Here is a 17901-nt window from a genome sequence, read left to right on the forward strand (position 1 = left end):
ATTCACGCGTTGCATATAAAATTGGGTTAGATTTATAATAGGAAACGGCAGGACAGGGTGTTGAAAGGAGAGAGTCCTATGAAGAGCGGCTTTCATTCCATCCATCATCGGTTGTTCTTGCTGTTTCTTTTTTGCATGTCCAGTATTCTGCTTATTGTCAGCTTGCTGTACTATAACCGGACTACGGATCAGCTGCATGAGAAGATCAGTGATTTGTCGCAAAAAAACGTCGCCCAGACCGCAGGGTTATTCACACTCCTCTACAAGGGTTATGACGCTTTGTCCAAATCGCTCAGCAATAACTTCGAGATGATTCGTCTGATTAATGAGAAAACCGATGAGCCGGCGGTGGCTTATATCAATGAGCAGACCGTGACGAATATTATCGGCTCGATTTTTTATTCACGGGATGACCTGGTGGGCATTCATGTGATCACAGACAGAGGGAAGATTTATAATTACGGTAATTATATGAACGTGGTCGATCCGGATTACGCCGATGAAGACTGGTATCACCAGCTGCAGGCCTCGTCAGGTAAAATGGTCTGGCTGGGGGTGTACCAGCATTCCCTGATCGATCAGGTGGAGGACAGCCCGGTGTTCGCCTTCGGCCGGCAGATCTATGATCTGAATGAGCATAAGCCGATCGGGATCGTGCTGTATGAGACGAATCCCCAGCCGGTTCTGGACGCCTTGGAGAATCTGAAGCTCGGTGAGCACAGTCAGGTATACCTGATGTCCCCGGATGGACGGTTTGTCACTTCTGCTACAGATCCGACGCCGGACGTCTCCAATCTGCCTATGCTGCCGACTACGCAGAATGTGATGGTTGAGCAGCAAAGCGACCGGCTGGTCGTAGCCTCCAAGCTGTCATTCTCCGGCTGGTGGGTGATGAGTATAACCCCGGACAAGGATTTGAATGTAGAGCTGATTGAGATGAAGCGTTATTTGCTGATTGTCATCTCGGCGCTGATTATTGTCTCCACGCTGATTGCCTCGATCGTATCTCAGACCATCTCCTCGCCGCTGAAGAAGCTGATCCGGGAGATGAGGCAGGTAGAGGTCGGTAACTTCCGCGGAATGGTCAATGTCTCCTCCTATCAGGAGATTAATATTCTCGTGGCTTCGTTCAACCGGATGGTCCGGCGGATCGAGGAGCTGATTGAACGCGTGAAGCTCTCGTCCGTCAGTGAGAAGAATGCCGAGCTGCATGCGCTGCAGTCCCAGGTTAATCCGCATTTCCTGTACAATACACTCGATATGATCTACTGGATGCTGGATGAGGAAGGCAATGAGCAGCTGGGTGAGCTGGTCTTGTCCCTGTCCTCAATGTTCCGTTACAGCAGCCAGTGGGAGGATGGGGCCGAAGTGAGTCTGCGCGAAGAGCTGGAGCAGATTGGCCATTATCTGAAGATTATCTCGATCCGGCTGGAAGGCCGGCTGCAGATTATTACGGAAATCGATGAACGCTGGCTGGACATCCGTGTTCCCAAAATGACAGTCCAGCCTGTAATTGAAAACGCCGTCAAGCACGGTCTGGAATCACTGGGCCGCCAAGGTATTCTGAAGGTATATACCAGAGAAGAAGGTTCTGTTCTTAGACTGATTGTGGAAGATAACGGAAACGGAATGAATGAGGAGCAGCTGAAACGGCTGCAGGACTCGCTGAATGGGGACGCTCCTAGTCCCAGTCCCAAGGAGAGCGGCAAAAGCGGCATCGGCCTGCAGAACCTGCACCGCCGGCTGCAGTTCATGTTCGGGGAGTATTATGGCCTGCAGATTCAGAGTTTCCCCGGAGCAGGGACACAGGTTGCCATCGTGCTGCCGATTTCAGTGGAAGGAGAACAGACTACGTGAATATTCTTATTGCCGATGATGAACGGGTCATCCGTGAAGGCATCAAGCGCACCATTGGGCAGATTAGCCCGGAGCATCAGGTATTCGTGGCCGCCCGGGCGGAAGAAGCGGTTAAAATCATGGAAGAACAGCGCATCCACATTGTGCTGACCGATATTCTGATGCCGGGAATGAACGGCCTCGAATTCATGAAGATTTCGAAGCGCCGGTATCCCTATGTGAAATGGATTGTCATCTCTGCCCACAGCGAATTCTCCTATGCGCAGGAAGCGGTCCGGCTGGGTGCGAGAGACTATCTGCTTAAGCCGATCGGCAAAACAAAGCTGACCGAGCTCATTGACAGCCTAACAACGGAAATCCAGCAGGACAACAATATCTCGCGGCAAGGCGAGCGGCTGAAGGCCAGTCTGAGATTCCTCCGCGAGGGGGTATTCCAGCGGCTGGCCTCTGGGCTGGATATCGGGAATCTGGATATTGAGCCTTTTATTGAAGATTACAACCACTTCTATCTGGTAATGATCCAGCTGGACCCGGGTGACAAAAGTGTCCGCCTGGAGCATTTCATCGTCGAGAATGTACTGTCTGAGCTGATCGACCAGCATGGACGGGGATTCGTTGTCAGCTATGACCGGCAGAGCCTGCTGGGTCTTATTACGCCGGGTGAGAACATCCGGGTAGAGCAATTTCAGGAAGAGGTCAAGGCTCATTTGACGCATTACCTGAAGATTCCTTTCCAGATTATCCACTCCGGGCTCAGCTATGACTTCAACACCGTGCCGCAGGTTGTAAAGCGGATGCGGGAGGCATCGGCCTCCCAGGCGCTTGAACTGGAGCCGATGAAAGGCAGCGGGGAGAAGGCCATTGATGTTGCCCTGCACTATATCAAGGAGCATTTCTACGAGGATCTGTCGCTGGAGAAAATGGCTTCGGTGGTGTTCCTGAATCCGGCGTACTTCAGCCAGCTGTTCAAGCAGAAGACGGGGCAGGGCTACAAGGAATATGTAACCTCCCTGCGGCTGGAGCAGGCCAAGCTGCTGCTGCTCAATCCCAAGCTGAAGCTGGCTGAAATTGCTGAACGGGTAGGTTATCAGGACATGCGCCACTTCACGCAAATGTTCCGTAAGAAATATCAGCTTACACCGACGGAATACCGTCAGCAGGAGAGCATCAACATTCTCATGAGCAAGGGTACTCCACCGCAACAATAAAAGGAAGCTGATGCCGGTTATCGAAACCGGTGTCAGCTTCCTTTTATTGATTTTTTCACCATTTAGAAGCTGTTTAAATTGTTGAAATAATTCACCGTGCCGGTGTCAATATTACCAAACATCACGAGTGCAAGAACAAACAGGAGGATGAGTACAGCGTAAATGATGGTGCCGACAATCCCGCAGACCAGCCCGGCAATCGCCAGCCCCCGGCCTTGCTCATAGCGGAGACGGATCTCCTTGAAGGCGAGTGCAGCCAGAACGATCGCAATAATCCCGAAGATAAGTCCGATATAAGGAACTACGATGGAGAGAATGCCGAGCACCAGTGCTGCGATCGCTTTGCCATTCGTCCGCTCCTGGCGGGGCGGCGGGGGAAACTGTTGATAAAATTCCTGATCTCCAAAGGGTGGGGGTTGATAACTCATAAGTTAACTCCTTCATAGTTTGTGAGCAGAGGCTCCATAGACAGATACATGTTTCTAACAGTATATAATATTTTGAATACAGAGATAACCGTTAATAGTTAATCCAGTGCTCAAGCTTCACTGCGGGGGTAAGTCCAATCGATTTAGCCAGACGGATCGAGGCGAGATTGTCTTCAAGTACCTGATACCTCGGAATATATCCCCTTTGCAGAGTATGGTATAACGCTGTGCGGACCACGCGCTGCGCCAGTCCGTTTTTTCTTGCGGCAGCAGCCGTATGTACAGCTCCAATCTCCCAGACAGACTCCTCATTGCGGAATACCATACAAGTGCTGAGCGGCACGTCTCCCTCGAACAATGCTACAGAGAAAGCCCCCTCCTGAAAATATTGACTGATTTCCCCCTGTGAATAGTCGTTAGCCATCCATAACGGCAGCAGCCGTTCATCTATTGCTTCACTTACGATGCATGCCCCGTCCGCGCTGAAGGTTTGGCCTTCGGCCGTAGAATAGGAATAGAGACTGCGGACTTTATGCAGTGTGAAATACGGCTCCAGCGCCTGGCGGTACGCATCCTCCTGCAGCTTAAATACGAGCCTTGCGTCCCTTGGCAGCAGCTTCAGCAGGGCGGGGAAGACCTCCGGGCTGCTGTAGTCCATTAGCACAACGGTGTCGGCCTCAGGATAGGTCCGGTGATCGTAGGGGAAGGTCACGGTAGGCATCATCAATAACACTCCCCAGTGATCCTGCTGTTCGATTAGCGTACTGTCAATCTGAGTGTGATAGGCGGTCATCATTTTGAGCAGCGTTATATTCTTCAGGGGGCTTCGGCGTAATCTCCCCATGACCGCTTCATAGTGGCTCAAGTCATACACTTCCTTTTCTCCGGTAATCATCAGCTGCTGATCGTAATTCAATTCACAGTTCATCCAGAAGTTTGAAAAGGCGATGATAATTGTCTAATGTGCAGGTATCCTCAACTTTCACACCAGACTTGAAAAAGATGATATCACCAGTACCTTGGTTAACCTGACCTTTGTGTTCGAGGATACGTTTCAGATGTCTGGCTGTTCCAATACTTCCTGAGATGAAATCGACGTCTTCAGGGAAAACCTTCTTAAGACTATTCTCAAAATAAGGAAAATGAGTACATCCGAGTACCACCGTGCCGTACTGCTGCAAATTAAACCGGGACAATTCTTGATTCAAGTAGGGGATGATCTTCTTTTCATCAAATTCAAAGCTTTCAGCGAACTGCACCAGCCCGGGAAGAGGTAAACTGTTCACAATTTCCCCATGATCTATACGGTGAACTAAATCATGATACTTCTTCTCCTGCAGCGTAAGTCTCGTGGCTAACACCAGAACTTTTTTCTGTTTTCCTTCGGATTGTTCAATGGCAGGCTTCACTGCCGGTTCGATGCCCAGGATAGGAAAGTCATACCGGCTTCGGAGCTCCTCAATCACGATACTGGTGGCAGTGTTACAAGCAATAACCAAAGCTTTTATATTGTGTTTAGCAATGAAATCTACAGCATTTAGAATGTACTCTCTAACTTCTTCTTTTGTTTTCTCTCCATAAGGAACATGTGCAGTGTCTGCGTAAAAGAGGTAATCTTCTTGCGGCAGAAATTTCAGTGCCTGATGAAGCACCGTTAACCCGCCTATTCCGGAGTCAAAAAATCCTATTCGCATATTTCCACTCTTCCCGTGATTATTAGAATGATTGTATTATTCTATCACTACATTAACTTTATAACTACATTGTCCGTTCAGATTCACACACTCTAATTCATATATGAATTCTGATTCCCGGCTGTGCTTGAGTTCTGGAATTTCATCGGAAAACATAAAAAAGGCCGGACTTCCGCCAATGTTTTCATCAGCGAAGCCCGGTCCTTTTACATTCAGCTTTCGTTCTTGGTCACGCCATTTAAGCTTGGCACATAATCTTCTGCTTTATCCGGATTTACCATCTGGGGGATTTCGGTGATGCTGGAGTGATTCTGCTGGTTGTTCTTTTTATCGGCACGGTTATCAGCACGGTCATGCTTCGGATCTGCACTGTTCTTGGGCATACTGTTCACCTCCATATCTGTTGGATAGTATGAGATAGCGGTTTGCATTTTATCCCGGCAGACTTAAACGTTACATAGAATACTTAGCAGGCAGGCGCCTTCCCCCGTTGACAGGTGCGCTATAATATATTTACTAAAAACTGTTCACACCAAGGAGGGGAAGATCATCGCTGAGAAAACAAAAGTTGTTGAAGTTGTTCCCTACGAGCCGGCCTGGAAGGCAGAATACGCCAGAATTGAAGCGCGGATGCTGGAGATCGCGGGAGATCTGATCATAGCGGCTGAGCATGTGGGCAGTACTTCCATCGAGGGACTATCGGCCAAACCTGTTATCGATATCGATCTGGTGATGGAGAGCTATGAGAAGCTGCCGGAGATCATCCGGAGATTACAGCAGTACGGTTATGAGCATCAGGGCAATTTGGGGATTGAGGGCAGGGAAGCCTTCAGAAGCGTGAAGGATGACGGCTTCATGAAATACCATCTCTATGTCTGTCCCAAGGACGGGAAGGGATATCTTGAGCATATCGCTTTCCGCAATTATCTGCGCAGCAGTCCAGCTGACCTTGAGGAGTATCAAGCGGTTAAGCAGCGGCTGGCTGACGAATACCGTTATGATATCGATTCGTATTGTGAGGGGAAGACAGAGTTCGTGCACTCTATTCTGCGGAAGGCAGCTGATTCCAGAATCCGGCTGTAGATGGGCGGTTAGGCAGAACGGCGTGATATTCGCGCACTCCGGCCGGGTAGTTGAACCCATAAGTCCTCCAGCTGTTCAGCTGCGGGGAACCGAAGCAGATGTGCGCCTCGCGTGCCGAGTTATCACAGACCATGGACCATAACGTTCCGAAGCCCTCACTGTAATGATGACAGCAGACTCCCTTAGGGTATTCTGTGCCTGCGATGGCTTGCATGGCTCCCACGGGGCTTTGGAGGGCAACTTCGTCCGTAAGTGCCGACCGCAGCGCTTCATACCTTGTCCTCGAATTCCCCATCACCTGCAAATTATGAACCTGCATGGATGGAAGGGTATAATGGTTGGCTGGGAGGACAAGCTGGTTGCAGTTCCCGCCCGCCGCTGCCGGATAATACTGGACCTCTTTTTGCGTACCGGCAGTTTCAACTAGTGCGATATCGCCTTTGGCGTCTGAGATCAGGAAATTCCGGTAGTCGGAGACTGGCATGCTGCGCATCAGCAGCGCCGCTTCTTCCGCAGTGGTGCAGTTGTCAAGCAAGGCGCGGACCACTCCCGGAAAAATAAAGCCTTCCCCGGTCATCTCCGGCCGGATTCTCCCCGACGTTGTTGTAACGGTAAGCCCTGCATCATTCATTCCGTCATAACGGCCGAACAGCTGGAGCGCAAAGCCGATATGTGCAGGTTTACCCTTCACCCGTGTTGTACTGAGCAGCAGCTGATTATAAGGCTCATCCTCCCAGCCAAAATCATAATTACGCATATGACAGATATGCCCGCCGTTATCCGGACCTGTCCGGTATGCAGCCTGTGTGCAGTGGCCGGAAGGCTGGAAGTAGGAGCAATAGAACACAACCTGGCCGGGTTCGATACCGGTCTCGTCGGCGAAGCCTTTGATTTCTTCGTTCATGCCGGGGCAATATTTCTCGAAGCTCTCCATCACTTTATCTGCCGCAGACGGCAGAAGCGGGGAAGCCCCCATGAATGGAGAGGATAAGAATGAGATTAGCTCGGAATTGTGCTTGTAATGAGCGCCTAATGCACGGCCGACCTCATAATGTGTGCCCTCCGTAACGATATGGGAATATTGTGCGGTCCTGCGTTGAATAGGGGGATTAGCATCCATTGTATAAGTACCTTCTCTCGTTTACTCTCTGCGCAGAGTAGGTCCATTATAACGGGCGAGCTCTTCAGTCGGCAAAGTCCGTTCCGGCCGAAATACCCGCATGGGCTGCTATACAGGGAAGCGCAATCATTATAAGGGCATATTTTCTTGGACGGAGTAGGAAATACTTGTATTATTGTCATTTTCAAGGTAACTTATTGATATAACTTCCGGATTAACTTTTGCCGGAGGCGCAGTTCCAATAACGGTATATGCAAGCCGAAGAGGAGCATTCCCCCAATGCTCCTTTTTGCGTGAAATGAGAAGGGTTACTTTCGATGGAGGGTAAATCCCAAAAATCCTGCACGAAATACAACATTCTTCTCTCAATATTGAGCTTAAACGAAAAATGTTGTACAAAATGCAGGATTTCCCCGTATTCATGCTGTTGTGCTTGGAAATTGTTGTATTTCATACAACAAACCTTACAAATTCCCTTATATCTATGAGTCCAAGTTGTATTACGTACAGGCGTGTTGATTACCCAGATACTGGATTGATTAATTCACAGAAATCTCCAGTATTTCTCCGGAGCAAATCAAACTGAACCTGCCACTCGACCGGAAGATTCTGGTTCTGCAGGAACTGCATAAATTCCAAGAAAGTAAGCTTTACGAAGCAAGGGACTTTGTCTTTCATTACGTCAAACAACCACTTTAAAAGAACATAGACCATGAACGCCGCAAACAACTGATTGTAGACCGAATTCTTTGTTTTTCCAAACAATTTAGGTACATTGAGATGCTGCTTGATCCAGCGGAAAAAGACTTCAATTTGCCAACGGGCTTTGTAGATTTCGGCAATGACTTCTGGGGACTCTTCTCTTAAATCGGTGACCACTCGGACCACTTGGTTACGGTCATTTTTGAATTCAACCACACGTTGACGCTCCGCAGAACGGCACTTTCCTTGGCCGATATTGCAGATGATATCTCGTACAATCTTGGGATCTCCTTGGAGTTGGTAGGTGTGTATTTCCGGTTCGACTAAGTGTAGATTGTCTTTAAGCCGAATCACAAAGGACTGGCCTATGGACACATAATGATCCAATCTCCCGATTTTCCCATAGGCCCGGTCCTGTACTATAATATAGTCTGGATTTGCCAATACTTCGCCTAACGGAGCGTCGTGGCGTCTGGCGATCGTTTCTTCCACCTGAAGGGGAGACTGCTGAGCATAGGAGAAGGCCGTGTGCATTTTGAGGCCCCCTCTGTGCTTTTTGTATTTCGCAAAGGACAGTTGATGGTTGGATGCCGTGATCGTCGTAGAGTCGATTAGTAATAAATCTTTGGGAAGATTCAGGTGACGCCGGGTTTCGCGATTACATTTTTTCACCAGGAGTCGAAAGACTCGTTTAAAGATCTCATAGGGAACCTCGCCGGCTTTTTTCGAGAGGGTTGAGTAGTGAACAGGAACTAAATCATGGGTTGGAGCTAGCCTTGCACACTCACGAAAACCGTCCCATTTCAGATAACTGGCTTGGGCGAGATAGTGCAGCATGGTATACACCGTGAATTTAGTTGCAGTGTCCGTATAGTCTTTCTCTTGCCCGGTTAGTTCGGCTACTTCTTCTTGGGTTAAAACTTGTTTAAATACAGCTAAGAATGGGTTATTCTTGTTCATGAGGTCGCCTCATTTCGGTTTGGTTTGGTGGTACTTACCATTACCCGAAATGGCGGCCTTTTTTGTCCTTTTTTTGGTAAATCAACACGCCTGTATTACGTACAACATTTCAAAGCTAATTAGTGACTCGACATCCACAGCCACCCCCTAAGGCCCAAACGAAACATTCTGAAGAACATACCGGATAACGAAGAAGGCAATGATCAGCACAGAAGCGAATCCCAGCAGGAAAGAAACAATGTCTCTGCCTGAACGTTTGTATTTTCTCATTTACGGTCACCTCGTATAAGAATAATAAAGACCCCTGTTGAGGGGTCAACTCTGGGGCATCAGGCTGTTGTTGCGAATTTCAAGAGTTCATCAGGGACTGCGATTTCACCCAGTACCGCTTCTGCGGCTGCCCAAGCCAGACTAAACTCTTTTCCGCTGTAGAGGGTGCGGTTACGGGTTGGGCTGGAAAGTGACAAATCAAAGACGATAAATTCCCCTGCATCTGTTGCAACTCTGAAGCTCACGGAACGGTCATGCTTCTGTATCCGTACTTCTTCCATATGATTTAACCTCCTAAGACTTTCCTCTAACCATAAATATTATACATAATTATTCCATTCCAGGCATAGCGAAGAAGCTACGTTGATTGTATTCTCCTGCCAGCTCTGAACTGGCGGGATTTTTGTATCCATCTGTCCCGGAAATACCCCCGGCCCTCCCAGATAGAAGTTTCTTCTAACGTACACGCGATTTGTTAACGCTACCGAAAATAAGATAATATGAAACTACACATAATGTATGCATAGAAATCTTTTACTTCATTGGAGGCGTTGCACCATGTCAGACTCTAAAGCCCATAACGAAAATGATCCGCTCAACCGCACATTGCTGAACGAAGCCGGTCTGGAACTGAATGAATCGCTGGACCTCACGAACTGCGACAAGGAGCCGATCCATATTCCCGGGCTTATTCAGCCGCATGGCGTGCTGCTGGCAGTGACGCAGGGCAATGACAATCTTATTGTCCAGGCCAGCCGGAACACAGATGTACTGCTGGGAATTCCTGCAGAGACGCTGCTCGGAACTTCTATGGCTGAGCTGGTAGGCGATAGTCAGCTTCAGGCCTTACTGGAGCGCAGTGTGAACGCCAAGGAAACCGCAGATTTACAATATATTGTCCTGAAGATTGAAGTTGAAGGAGAGATGACCGATTTCTTCAGCATTATTCACGAAAGTGAAGGGCTGATGATTGTCGAGCTGGAGCCTGCCTCAGAAGAGGAGGGTGCAGGAGCCAATGATTTTGAATGGATCCGCACGTTCTTCGGCCGTATGAAGCAGACTGCAGGCCGGATTGAAGCCAGTCAGGCAGCGGCTGAACAGGTCAAAGAAATGCTCGGTTATGACCGCGTGATGATCTACGAATTCGATGACGAGTGGAACGGGAAAGTTGTAGCTGAAGCGAAGGAGGAAGGTCTGGAACCGTTCCTCGGGCATCACTACCCGGCATCGGATATCCCCAAGCAGGCGCGTGAGCTGTACTTGCGCAACTGGCTGCGGACCATCGTGGATGTTCACTATACGCCGGTACCGATTATCCCGGTGCTTCAGCCCCTAACCGGCAAGCCGCTGAACCTCAGCCTGTCGATCCTGCGCAGTGTCTCCCCGCTGCATATCGAATATTTGCAGAATATGGGAGTTGGAGCTACTACAACCATCTCGTTAATTAATAATAACAAGCTCTGGGGACTGATCACCTGCCATCACCATTCGCCAAAGTATGTACCGCATCGCATCCGCAATCTGTGCAATTTCCTGGGTTCCTTCTTCTCCAGTGAGCTGTACCAGCGCCAGCAGCTGGATACGTATCAGACAGAGCTGCAGCTGCGGACCAAAGCGACGCGGATTGTCGATGTATTCACAGGAAATTCAAGCTCCTTCCGGGTGATTGAGCAGCTGGGAGAGGAAGAGCAGACGCTGCTTGCGCTAATGGATGCTTCAGGAGCAGCGGTATGTTACCAGGACAAGCTGATGCTGTACGGGGTTACGCCTTCCCAGGATCAGGTACGGGAGCTTGCGGGCTGGCTGGCCGGTAAAGCCAGGGACTACACTTACTGTACTTCGAGGCTCAGTCTGGAATATGAATCAGCCAAAGCTTACAAGGACAAGGCCTCCGGAGTACTGTATCTGGCCCTGACTCCCGGACAGCAGAACTATATGATCTGGTTCAGACCAGAAGTTGTAGAGATTGTGGACTGGGCAGGAGATCCGGCCAAGGCTGTCATTCAGGAGAATGACGGGATGCGTCTGTCTCCCCGGAAATCTTTTGAGAAATGGCGCCAGGTCGTTCAGTCTACTTCACTTCCCTGGAAAGAGCAGCATCTCAACATTCTGCCTCAGCTGAAATCTATCCTGCGCGGACAGACGGAGAATCAGCTGCGTCAGGCCGAGGAACAGGCACTGCAGAATGCACGAAGTCTGCGTCATAATGAACAACGTTATCTCCAGCTGATGGAGCTGTCACCGGTAGCTTTCTTTATGATTACCGATGATCTTATCGTCTATAGCAATAACCGTGCGCTGGACCTGATGGCTATAGAGAAGGGCAAGTCCCTAACGGGTCAGCCGTTCCTGAAATATGTGCACGAATCATACCGTCCTGCATTGCGTCAGTATTTCTCGGAGCTCACCCTGAACAAGAGCCAGTTCGTAACCGGCAGCGGACAGTTTCAGAATGCGGATGGACTGACGCTGGACATGAACCTGACACTGGCCTCTGTAATCCACGGCGGCAAACCTTCCGTCATGGCTGTTCTGAGTAAGGGGGCTAACGCTGATGCGAAGGGTGAAGCCTACACCAGTGTAACTACCCAATTGCAGAGTTACCTGACAACGGATTCCTTAACGGATCTGCCGAACCGGCTGGCGTTCGAGAACGAGCTCACTAGTACATGGAAGAATTGCCTGCGCGCGCAGGAGCCGCTTCTATTACTGTCTATTGACATCGATGATTTCCATTCTTATAATGCGGTCCACGGGTTAAAAGGCGGAGATCTGTGTATTCAGTCAGTAGCCGATGTACTGAACCTTATCAGCAAGCAGCACGGCGCCTTCGTCGCCCGCTTCGGCGGAGCAGCCTTCATCCTGACCTTGTCCGGGGCAACCGCCGGAGAGGCGGAGCAGCTGGCCGAAGCTGTGCGCAAGGGTGTCTATGATCTGCAAATTCCCCGCGACCGTTATGAAGAAGAAGGCGTGGTCACCGTAAGTATTGGCGGTCTGCTGAAAGTCCCTCTTACAACGGACCGTACTTCAGAGTTCATTGCCGGGTCGGAGAAGGCGCTCTATGAGGCGAAATCCAGCGGAAAAAACCAGGTTGTATTTCACTGAATAACCGTTATGAACACAGAAGCCGGGTAAGGTCCGTCTGGACTATACCCGGCTTTTTGCCGCGCCAGTCTATGTGTCCAATCCACCATTGGCGATCCGCATACATTACAGAATAAAGCGAATGTACTTCTGCATACGTAAACGGAGGTGAAACGCGGTGTCTGTCGAGAAGCATATGCTGGCAGCAGGAACTCCCTATGCCACACCTTATTATGTCGTTAGCAGTGCAGCGCCCGGTCCTGTATTTATGATCATCTCCGGCGTTCATGGCAATGAACCGGCTAGTACCCGTGCGGCACAGGGGATCGTAAACCGGTTCAAACGCGGAGAGTGGGTTCTGCGCAGAGGGAAGCTGATTATTGTCCCGCTGGTGAATGTATCCGCACGGCGGAAGGGCATCCGCGGCAAACCTGATTTGAACCGTACCTTCCCGGTGGGTACAGGCGCTAAGGCTAGACATCCGCTGTCAGCAGCGGTGTTTCAACTCGCTGCACGTTATCGTCCATCCTGGTATTTGGATCTGCATGAAGCGAACGGGCTGTCACAGCTTAATCCGCGGCGCGTAGGGCAGACGCTGATTATCAGCCCGGCTAGCCGGGCGGCAGGTGTGGCGAAGCAAATTGTGAAGAAGATGAACCTGTCGGTTCCGAATAAAGCTTACCGCTTCAATATCCGCCGCCGCGAGCGCGCCGGGACTTCACGTATGGCTATGCAGCGACTGCTCGGAGCGAGAGCTGTTACAGTGGAAACCTGCTGGAGTCTTGATTTCTCCTTAAGAGTGCGGCTGCAAAGTGAGATTGTCAGTCTTTTCCTAAGGGCTGCGGGTTTAACCGGCTGATGCCGTATAGTTCAGCTGCTCTGTAACCCCGGATCTTCTTTGGGCTGCTTTCCGTTGCCGGGAACAAATACACTCCCGTAGCTTCCTTTGTAGACAGGAGTGCCGAGTGCTTTCACCCAGTCCTGATACAGCCTCCCGGAGCTGCCGTTTCGCACAATCACATAATCCGGGTGGTCATATTTCACGATATCAGGCAAGTATTCGGAGAAGCCGTACATCGAGCGTTCGAAGGCATTCCAGCCCATGATTCCAATCGAAGCCTTGGTGATAAAAGGGTCCTGACGCCCGTCACAGAGCACATCCCCGCCGCGGAACATCACATAACCTGAAGACCCATAGCTGGACAGCACCTTAGGCCGCCTGCCTGCCGGTGTATGCTCCAGTACATAGCTCATCTCTAAGACAGGGTAATCTGCAGCAGTCACCACTGGCGGGACCGAGAAGATATATACAGTGTTGATCAGCAGCCCGGTGACAAGTCCAAGGGCAACCGCTCTTCCGCTTGTCCGCAGCCTGAGCTTGCCCGGAAGCGGAACCGCTTCGAAGAAGACTGCCGCGAAATAAGGAATGAACAGCCACATGAACAGATTCTGCTTGAAATTTGATACTCCGAGATAGAGGATACCGGTCATCAGGAAGAAGCGGAACGGCTTCCGTTGCAGGGAGAAGGGCAGGGTGACCGCGAAAAAGAGCAGCAGAAGCAGAATCGGCAGCTGGTCCGGCCGGCTGAAGGAGAGAGGCTGCCATTCATTAATGAGCAGATTGTAGTTATTGTGTGTGACGGTGAAGATGAACAGCAGTCCTTGAAGTCCTCCCGGATTCGGCAGACCGGCCAGCAGGACCAGCAGGAAGACGGCAGCCCGCTTCCAGCTGAGATTGCGTGCAATTAGCGATTCCAGCACGGCCATACCGGTAAACACGGCAATCACCAGCCATACTCCGGTATGGACATTGGCAACGGCACAGGAGAGGATCATCATTGCTGCCGCATACCTGGCCCCGGGCTTCAGCTGATACTCCCGCATGCAGATGAAGAACCAGACAATCAGCGGAGAGGAGACCATCTGCGGTCTACCCTTGAAGTAGTTATAGTAGATCCAGCAGGAGACCAGCAGGACAAAGGGCAGGAGCAGAACATGATTCTCCCGCAGACCCAGCTCTTTACGTGATACTTCTCCAAGACGAATAAGTCCCAACAGTAAGCCAAGCAGGCACAGGGCGGTCAGCAGATAGATCCCAGGCCAGCTGAACCACTGGTACAGTCGTGTAATCAGCAGCTGAAACCCGGCTTCATGCGGGATATACGGCAGCTTGTCTCCATAAAAGGTATGTATCGCATGATGCAGCACCTTCCCGTGCTCAAGCATGTAGCGTCCGACCTCCAGATGCCAGAACGTATCCGGATCATTATACGAATATTTAGGCTGCATGAGCAGTATAACGGCAGCCGTCAGCAGCCCGCAGCTGAGCGGGTAGACGGCGGTTTTTCTAGACATATGAACTTCCCCTCTGTGTAGGCATTCGGCTTCCGCCTCTATATAGCATCACCACTTCCCATAAGTGATTAGATCAATACCTGCGAGAGAGCGGTAGTCCAAATATGCGGCGCAGCAGCAACCCGACCGTTGCGAATAGAGGATTGACACCACTGGACATAGTGTATATATTATATATATACATTAAATACAAATACCGCAAAGGACGCTGGTGCTGCTGCATGAATATTTTGATATCAAGTACATCCGGTGAACCGATCTACGCCCAGATTGTGGGACAAGTCCGCCAGATGATTCTGCAAGGGGAACTGGTCTCCGGTACGCCGTTGCCATCGATCCGCTTATTGGCCAAGGAGCTACAGATCAGTGTCATTACCACGAAGCGGGCTTACGAGGAGCTGGAGCGTGAAGGGCTGATTAACTCTATTGTCGGCAAGGGCTCTTTTGTCTCCGGGGCAGATCAGGAATATATCCGGGAGCAGCGGCTGCGGATTGTAGAGGGCAAGCTGAAAGAAATCATTGATGAGAGCAGACTGCTGGGCATGGAGTATGCCGAACTGGCGGAGATGCTGAAACTGCTCTATGAGGAGGAACAGGAATGAGCGATGTAATCCGGTTAGACCATTTAACCAAAAGCTACGACCGGTTTGAGCTGAGGGATATCTCATTGTCCATCAAGGAAGGTTTTATTACAGGCCTGATCGGCCCGAACGGTGCAGGCAAAACCTCGCTGATCAAAATGATGATGGGTATGATCTACCCGGATCAAGGCAATATCACGATGTTGGGTCAGAATAACCAGCTATATCAAGCAGCGGTCAAGGAGCGGATTGGGTACGTCTCAGATGAGAATATCTATTATGAGAATCTCACCGTCAAGCAGATGAAGAGAGTTATCGCGCCGTTCTACACCCGCTGGAATGAAGATACATATGTGAAGTTTCAGGAGCTGTTCAAGCTTCCGCCAGGCAAGAAGATTAAGGATCTGTCCAAGGGGATGAAAATCAAATTCTCGCTCGCCATCGCCTTATCCCATGGTGCCGATCTGCTGATTATGGATGAGCCTACCTCGGGGCTTGATCCGATTTTCCGCAGAGAGATGCTGGAGCTGCTCAGTGAGCATATTCAGGACGAGAAGAAATCGATTCTGTTCTCCACCCATAACACGATGGATCTGGACCGGATTGCCGACTATATTGTATTCATCAACGAGGGGCGGATTGTTTTCAATGAGATGAAAGAGAGTATCAGCGAGCGTTACCTCCTGATCAAAGGCGGGAAGGAGCTGCTCGACCGTGATGTCCGGCGCTGGTTCGTCGGCATCCGCGAGAGCGGACTGGGGTTCGAGGGTCTGATCAGCAACCGTGCGGAGGGCGAACAGTATTTCAGGGATACGGCTATCTGCGAGACGCCTACTCTGGAAGAAATCATGTATTTTACGGTAAAAGGAAGTGAAGCGCATGTATAGCTCCCTGCATCTGATCCGCAAAGACTTCATCCTTACCCGGAAATTCATTCTGCTGCTGGTGCCGTATTATATACTCATGGGATATACGAATGCGGATGCCTACACTATGTTCTCGCTGTTTCCGGCCATGCTGCTGCTGATCAATGCCTGCACTATTGATATGCAGCATAACAATCAGAAATTTCTTGTCAGTCTTCCGGTACCGAGGCAGCGTCTGATTCAGGCCAAATATTTAACGCTCATTCCTTTCTTGGCCTTCAGCATCCTCTGCACACTGCTGCTCTATTTGTTTGCATTTGCGATGGGGAAGATAGACGCTCCGCTCCGCTGGAGAGAGCTGGGCCTTGCGGCCGCGTCTTTTCCGCTGCTTGCTTCCTTCTATCTGCCGCTGTATTATTGGCTGGGACAAAAGGGCATGCAAGTCGTCAATTTCGTATTCATCATGTTAATCATGCTGAACGTCACGGCATTCAAAAGTTTATCTGAACGGTTTCCGGCACTTGCAGAATGGTTCCAGACCGGCAGGCTGGACAGCACGCTTCTGCCCGTTATTGGTGTTCTGGCCTATCTTGTTATTATCTACGGCTCTTATCTGCTCTCTTTGCGGATTTTTGTTAAAAAGGACGTATAACCCCAGCCGGGCTGCCGGCAATCCGGCACCATAAAAAACGACCTCAGCTTCCACTATAAAGTGGAGGACGGGGTCGTTTTTGGTTCTGCAGGGGCAGCTCAGCGGAAGGTGCCGCCTTGCTCCAGATTGTCGATGAAGTCCTTGGCATCCTTCAGGGATAAATTCCGTGCTTCCCGCATTACCTTAATCGCCTGAATCTTCTTGCCCTCCGCCAGCAGCAGATGCAGCCTCCGCTCCAGATCAGGAGCAATCTCCGGGTTCTGCACGAACAGCGGGGTCGGAATGCCGGCCATCCTGCCTCCAGCTCCTGCAGGTCCCCCATATGCGTCCCTCTGCGCCAACTGAGACTCCAGCTCTGTTACGCGCTTTTTCAGACGGAACACACTTAACATAAGCAGCAACACAAGAACCAAAGCCAGAATTGCGATAATATCCGTATTGTCCATGGGAGCGGCTCCTTTCTGCCCTTATAGCATCGATCACAGTAACTAGACCTATCATATTCTACTACCCGCTGAGCAGAAGAATGAACACTTCAATCTTGAATTAGGAACAGATCATACGTAGTTCTGCGGGGCCGGTTGAACAGACTTCATCCCGTTTCATGCAGAATGTCATATTCATCCCTCTAAAAGTATGATATTTTTATGCGAAATTTCAAATATTTATGGAGATGGGGGGCTTACCGGTGATAACTCCGTACAATCTTGAAGAGTATTATGTAAGGATCGGCCGGCTGAAGCAGCGTTATTTGTCAGAGCGGTTTGAGCAGGAGCTTCCGGTATTCCATTCTCACCTGGAAGCGGCCCAGTGGTTCCGCAGCATGTTCCCGGGCGGGTTCATTTTTGTGGAGGAGATGGAAGCGGCTAACGCTGAGAGCTATTACTTGTATGACATCATCCACGACCGCGAGCTATGGGAGCGCAGACAGCAGGATTTGAAGACCAAAGGCACCGCTTCCGGACTCGGCATGCTCCTATGCACCCAGCGGGTCGATATTTACGAGGACGGATCGGTGCAAATCGCTTTTTAACAATAAGT

The 17901-nt window shown here is 50.3% G+C and carries 20 protein-coding genes; 9 read left to right on the forward strand and 11 right to left on the reverse strand.

Going from position 1 to position 17901, the window contains the following annotated elements:
* Nucleotides 1-78: 78 nt before the first annotated feature.
* Together MHI42_RS01160 and MHI42_RS01165 are read left to right on the forward strand one after the other, a co-directional pair.
* Entirely contained in the window at nt 79-1857 is a 1779-nt protein-coding gene (locus MHI42_RS01160; protein WP_342422435.1) for a sensor histidine kinase, read from the forward strand.
* The gene (locus tag MHI42_RS01165; protein ID WP_042214249.1) at nt 1854-3065 is read left to right on the forward strand and encodes a response regulator; all 1212 of its coding nucleotides are present in this window, start codon (nt 1854-1856) and stop codon (nt 3063-3065) included. Before MHI42_RS01160 ends, MHI42_RS01165 begins: the two co-directional genes overlap by 4 nt.
* Nucleotides 3066-3127: 62 nt before the next feature.
* Here the strand turns inward: MHI42_RS01165 and MHI42_RS01170 are convergent, their stop codons facing one another.
* The 4 genes from MHI42_RS01170 to MHI42_RS01185 all read right to left on the reverse strand — a co-directional run bounded on the left by MHI42_RS01170 (nt 3128) and on the right by MHI42_RS01185 (nt 5570).
* Entirely contained in the window at nt 3128-3493 is a 366-nt protein-coding gene (locus tag MHI42_RS01170) for a DUF4190 domain-containing protein (protein ID WP_076243064.1), read from the reverse strand.
* Between the two features lie 91 nt (nt 3494-3584).
* On the reverse strand, nt 3585-4409 hold the full coding sequence (locus MHI42_RS01175; RefSeq protein ID WP_342422436.1) for a GNAT family N-acetyltransferase: 825 nt from the start codon (nt 4407-4409) through the stop codon (nt 3585-3587).
* 1 nt (nt 4410) lies between these two features.
* Nucleotides 4411-5187: a glutamate racemase gene (gene murI / locus MHI42_RS01180; RefSeq protein ID WP_342422437.1), complete on the reverse strand. Its 777-nt coding sequence runs from the start codon at nt 5185-5187 to the stop codon at nt 4411-4413.
* Between the two features lie 212 nt (nt 5188-5399).
* The gene (locus tag MHI42_RS01185; RefSeq protein ID WP_179093454.1) at nt 5400-5570 is read right to left on the reverse strand and encodes a hypothetical protein; all 171 of its coding nucleotides are present in this window, start codon (nt 5568-5570) and stop codon (nt 5400-5402) included.
* A gap of 247 nt (nt 5571-5817) precedes the next feature.
* On the opposite strand from MHI42_RS01185, the gene MHI42_RS01190 reads away from it, so the two are divergent.
* Nucleotides 5818-6270: a GrpB family protein gene (locus MHI42_RS01190; RefSeq protein ID WP_342422438.1), complete on the forward strand. Its 453-nt coding sequence runs from the start codon at nt 5818-5820 to the stop codon at nt 6268-6270.
* Here the strand turns inward: MHI42_RS01190 and MHI42_RS01195 are convergent.
* From MHI42_RS01195 to MHI42_RS01215, 5 genes are all read right to left on the reverse strand, one after another.
* Nucleotides 6230-7390, reverse strand: coding sequence for a C45 family peptidase (locus MHI42_RS01195; RefSeq protein WP_342422439.1), 1161 nt, complete (start codon nt 7388-7390; stop codon nt 6230-6232). The two genes, MHI42_RS01190 and MHI42_RS01195, sit on opposite strands and share 41 nt — an antisense overlap.
* A 214-nt stretch (nt 7391-7604) precedes the next feature.
* A complete protein-coding gene (locus MHI42_RS01200) occupies nt 7605-7844 on the reverse strand; it encodes a hypothetical protein (RefSeq protein WP_342422440.1) in 240 nt (79 codons plus the stop codon).
* A gap of 65 nt (nt 7845-7909) precedes the next feature.
* A complete protein-coding gene (locus MHI42_RS01205) occupies nt 7910-9052 on the reverse strand; it encodes an IS4 family transposase (protein WP_342422441.1) in 1143 nt (380 codons plus the stop codon).
* 147 nt (nt 9053-9199) lie between these two features.
* Nucleotides 9200-9322 (reverse strand): hypothetical protein, encoded by a 123-nt coding sequence (locus MHI42_RS01210; protein WP_268794596.1) that lies wholly within the window; start codon nt 9320-9322, stop codon nt 9200-9202.
* Between the two features lie 59 nt (nt 9323-9381).
* Nucleotides 9382-9603 carry a hypothetical protein gene (locus MHI42_RS01215; RefSeq protein WP_342422442.1) on the reverse strand — a complete coding sequence of 74 codons (222 nt, stop codon included), beginning with the start codon at nt 9601-9603 and terminating at the stop codon, nt 9382-9384.
* 277 nt (nt 9604-9880) lie between these two features.
* Between MHI42_RS01215 and MHI42_RS01220 the strand changes: the two genes are divergently transcribed.
* Nucleotides 9881-12427, forward strand: a complete 2547-nt coding sequence (locus MHI42_RS01220; protein ID WP_342422443.1) for a diguanylate cyclase — start codon at nt 9881-9883, stop codon at nt 12425-12427.
* Nucleotides 12428-12584: 157 nt separating this feature from the next.
* Complete coding sequence (locus tag MHI42_RS01225) at nt 12585-13265, forward strand: succinylglutamate desuccinylase/aspartoacylase family protein (RefSeq protein WP_342422444.1); 681 nt, start codon at nt 12585-12587, stop codon at nt 13263-13265.
* An 11-nt stretch (nt 13266-13276) separates the two neighbouring features.
* Here the strand turns inward: MHI42_RS01225 and MHI42_RS01230 are convergent, their stop codons facing one another.
* Complete coding sequence (locus MHI42_RS01230) at nt 13277-14761, reverse strand: hypothetical protein (protein WP_342422445.1); 1485 nt, start codon at nt 14759-14761, stop codon at nt 13277-13279.
* A 221-nt stretch (nt 14762-14982) separates the two neighbouring features.
* On the opposite strand from MHI42_RS01230, the gene MHI42_RS01235 reads away from it, so the two are divergent.
* Genes MHI42_RS01235 through MHI42_RS01245 form a run of 3 tightly spaced genes read left to right on the forward strand, consistent with a single transcriptional unit; the run spans nt 14983 to nt 16860 of the window.
* Entirely contained in the window at nt 14983-15363 is a 381-nt protein-coding gene (locus tag MHI42_RS01235; protein WP_042137658.1) for a GntR family transcriptional regulator, read from the forward strand.
* A complete protein-coding gene (locus tag MHI42_RS01240; RefSeq protein ID WP_342422446.1) occupies nt 15360-16229 on the forward strand; it encodes an ABC transporter ATP-binding protein in 870 nt (289 codons plus the stop codon). The genes MHI42_RS01235 and MHI42_RS01240 overlap by 4 nt, the downstream gene beginning before the upstream one ends.
* Nucleotides 16222-16860 (forward strand): ABC-2 transporter permease, encoded by a 639-nt coding sequence (locus MHI42_RS01245; RefSeq protein ID WP_342424665.1) that lies wholly within the window; start codon nt 16222-16224, stop codon nt 16858-16860. Before MHI42_RS01240 ends, MHI42_RS01245 begins: the two co-directional genes overlap by 8 nt.
* Before the next feature lie 98 nt (nt 16861-16958).
* Here MHI42_RS01245 and MHI42_RS01250 read toward each other — a convergent pair whose 3' ends face one another.
* Nucleotides 16959-17306, reverse strand: a complete 348-nt coding sequence (locus MHI42_RS01250) for a ribosomal protein L7/L12 (protein WP_042137651.1) — start codon at nt 17304-17306, stop codon at nt 16959-16961.
* A gap of 242 nt (nt 17307-17548) precedes the next feature.
* Between MHI42_RS01250 and MHI42_RS01255 the strand changes: the two genes are divergently transcribed.
* Nucleotides 17549-17893 (forward strand): hypothetical protein, encoded by a 345-nt coding sequence (locus MHI42_RS01255; protein WP_340986943.1) that lies wholly within the window; start codon nt 17549-17551, stop codon nt 17891-17893.
* Nucleotides 17894-17901: the final 8 nt, after the last annotated feature.

Origin of the sequence: Paenibacillus sp. FSL E2-0178 (assembly GCF_038593005.1) — a bacterium.
GTDB lineage: Bacteria > Bacillota > Bacilli > Paenibacillales > Paenibacillaceae > Paenibacillus_AQ > Paenibacillus_AQ phytohabitans.

Excerpts from the sequence above, each read along its gene's own strand:
- MHI42_RS01240 (WP_342422446.1), top strand. The coding sequence starts at position 15,360 with ATGAGCGATGTAATCCGGTTAGACCATTTAACCAAAAGCTACGACCGG.
- MHI42_RS01195 (WP_342422439.1), bottom strand. The coding sequence starts at position 7,390 with ATGGATGCTAATCCCCCTATTCAACGCAGGACCGCACAATATTCCCAT.
- MHI42_RS01190 (WP_342422438.1), top strand. The coding sequence starts at position 5,818 with ATGCTGGAGATCGCGGGAGATCTGATCATAGCGGCTGAGCATGTGGGC.
- MHI42_RS01215 (WP_342422442.1), bottom strand. The coding sequence starts at position 9,603 with ATGGAAGAAGTACGGATACAGAAGCATGACCGTTCCGTGAGCTTCAGA.
- MHI42_RS01220 (WP_342422443.1), top strand. The coding sequence starts at position 9,881 with ATGTCAGACTCTAAAGCCCATAACGAAAATGATCCGCTCAACCGCACA.
- MHI42_RS01250 (WP_042137651.1), bottom strand. The coding sequence starts at position 17,306 with ATGGACAATACGGATATTATCGCAATTCTGGCTTTGGTTCTTGTGTTG.
- murI (WP_342422437.1), bottom strand. The coding sequence starts at position 5,187 with ATGCGAATAGGATTTTTTGACTCCGGAATAGGCGGGTTAACGGTGCTT.
- MHI42_RS01235 (WP_042137658.1), top strand. The coding sequence starts at position 14,983 with ATGAATATTTTGATATCAAGTACATCCGGTGAACCGATCTACGCCCAG.
- MHI42_RS01230 (WP_342422445.1), bottom strand. The coding sequence starts at position 14,761 with ATGTCTAGAAAAACCGCCGTCTACCCGCTCAGCTGCGGGCTGCTGACG.
- MHI42_RS01200 (WP_342422440.1), bottom strand. The coding sequence starts at position 7,844 with ATGAAATACAACAATTTCCAAGCACAACAGCATGAATACGGGGAAATC.
- MHI42_RS01160 (WP_342422435.1), top strand. The coding sequence starts at position 79 with ATGAAGAGCGGCTTTCATTCCATCCATCATCGGTTGTTCTTGCTGTTT.
- MHI42_RS01210 (WP_268794596.1), bottom strand. The coding sequence starts at position 9,322 with ATGAGAAAATACAAACGTTCAGGCAGAGACATTGTTTCTTTCCTGCTG.
- MHI42_RS01205 (WP_342422441.1), bottom strand. The coding sequence starts at position 9,052 with ATGAACAAGAATAACCCATTCTTAGCTGTATTTAAACAAGTTTTAACC.
- MHI42_RS01185 (WP_179093454.1), bottom strand. The coding sequence starts at position 5,570 with ATGCCCAAGAACAGTGCAGATCCGAAGCATGACCGTGCTGATAACCGT.
- MHI42_RS01245 (WP_342424665.1), top strand. The coding sequence starts at position 16,222 with ATGTATAGCTCCCTGCATCTGATCCGCAAAGACTTCATCCTTACCCGG.
- MHI42_RS01170 (WP_076243064.1), bottom strand. The coding sequence starts at position 3,493 with ATGAGTTATCAACCCCCACCCTTTGGAGATCAGGAATTTTATCAACAG.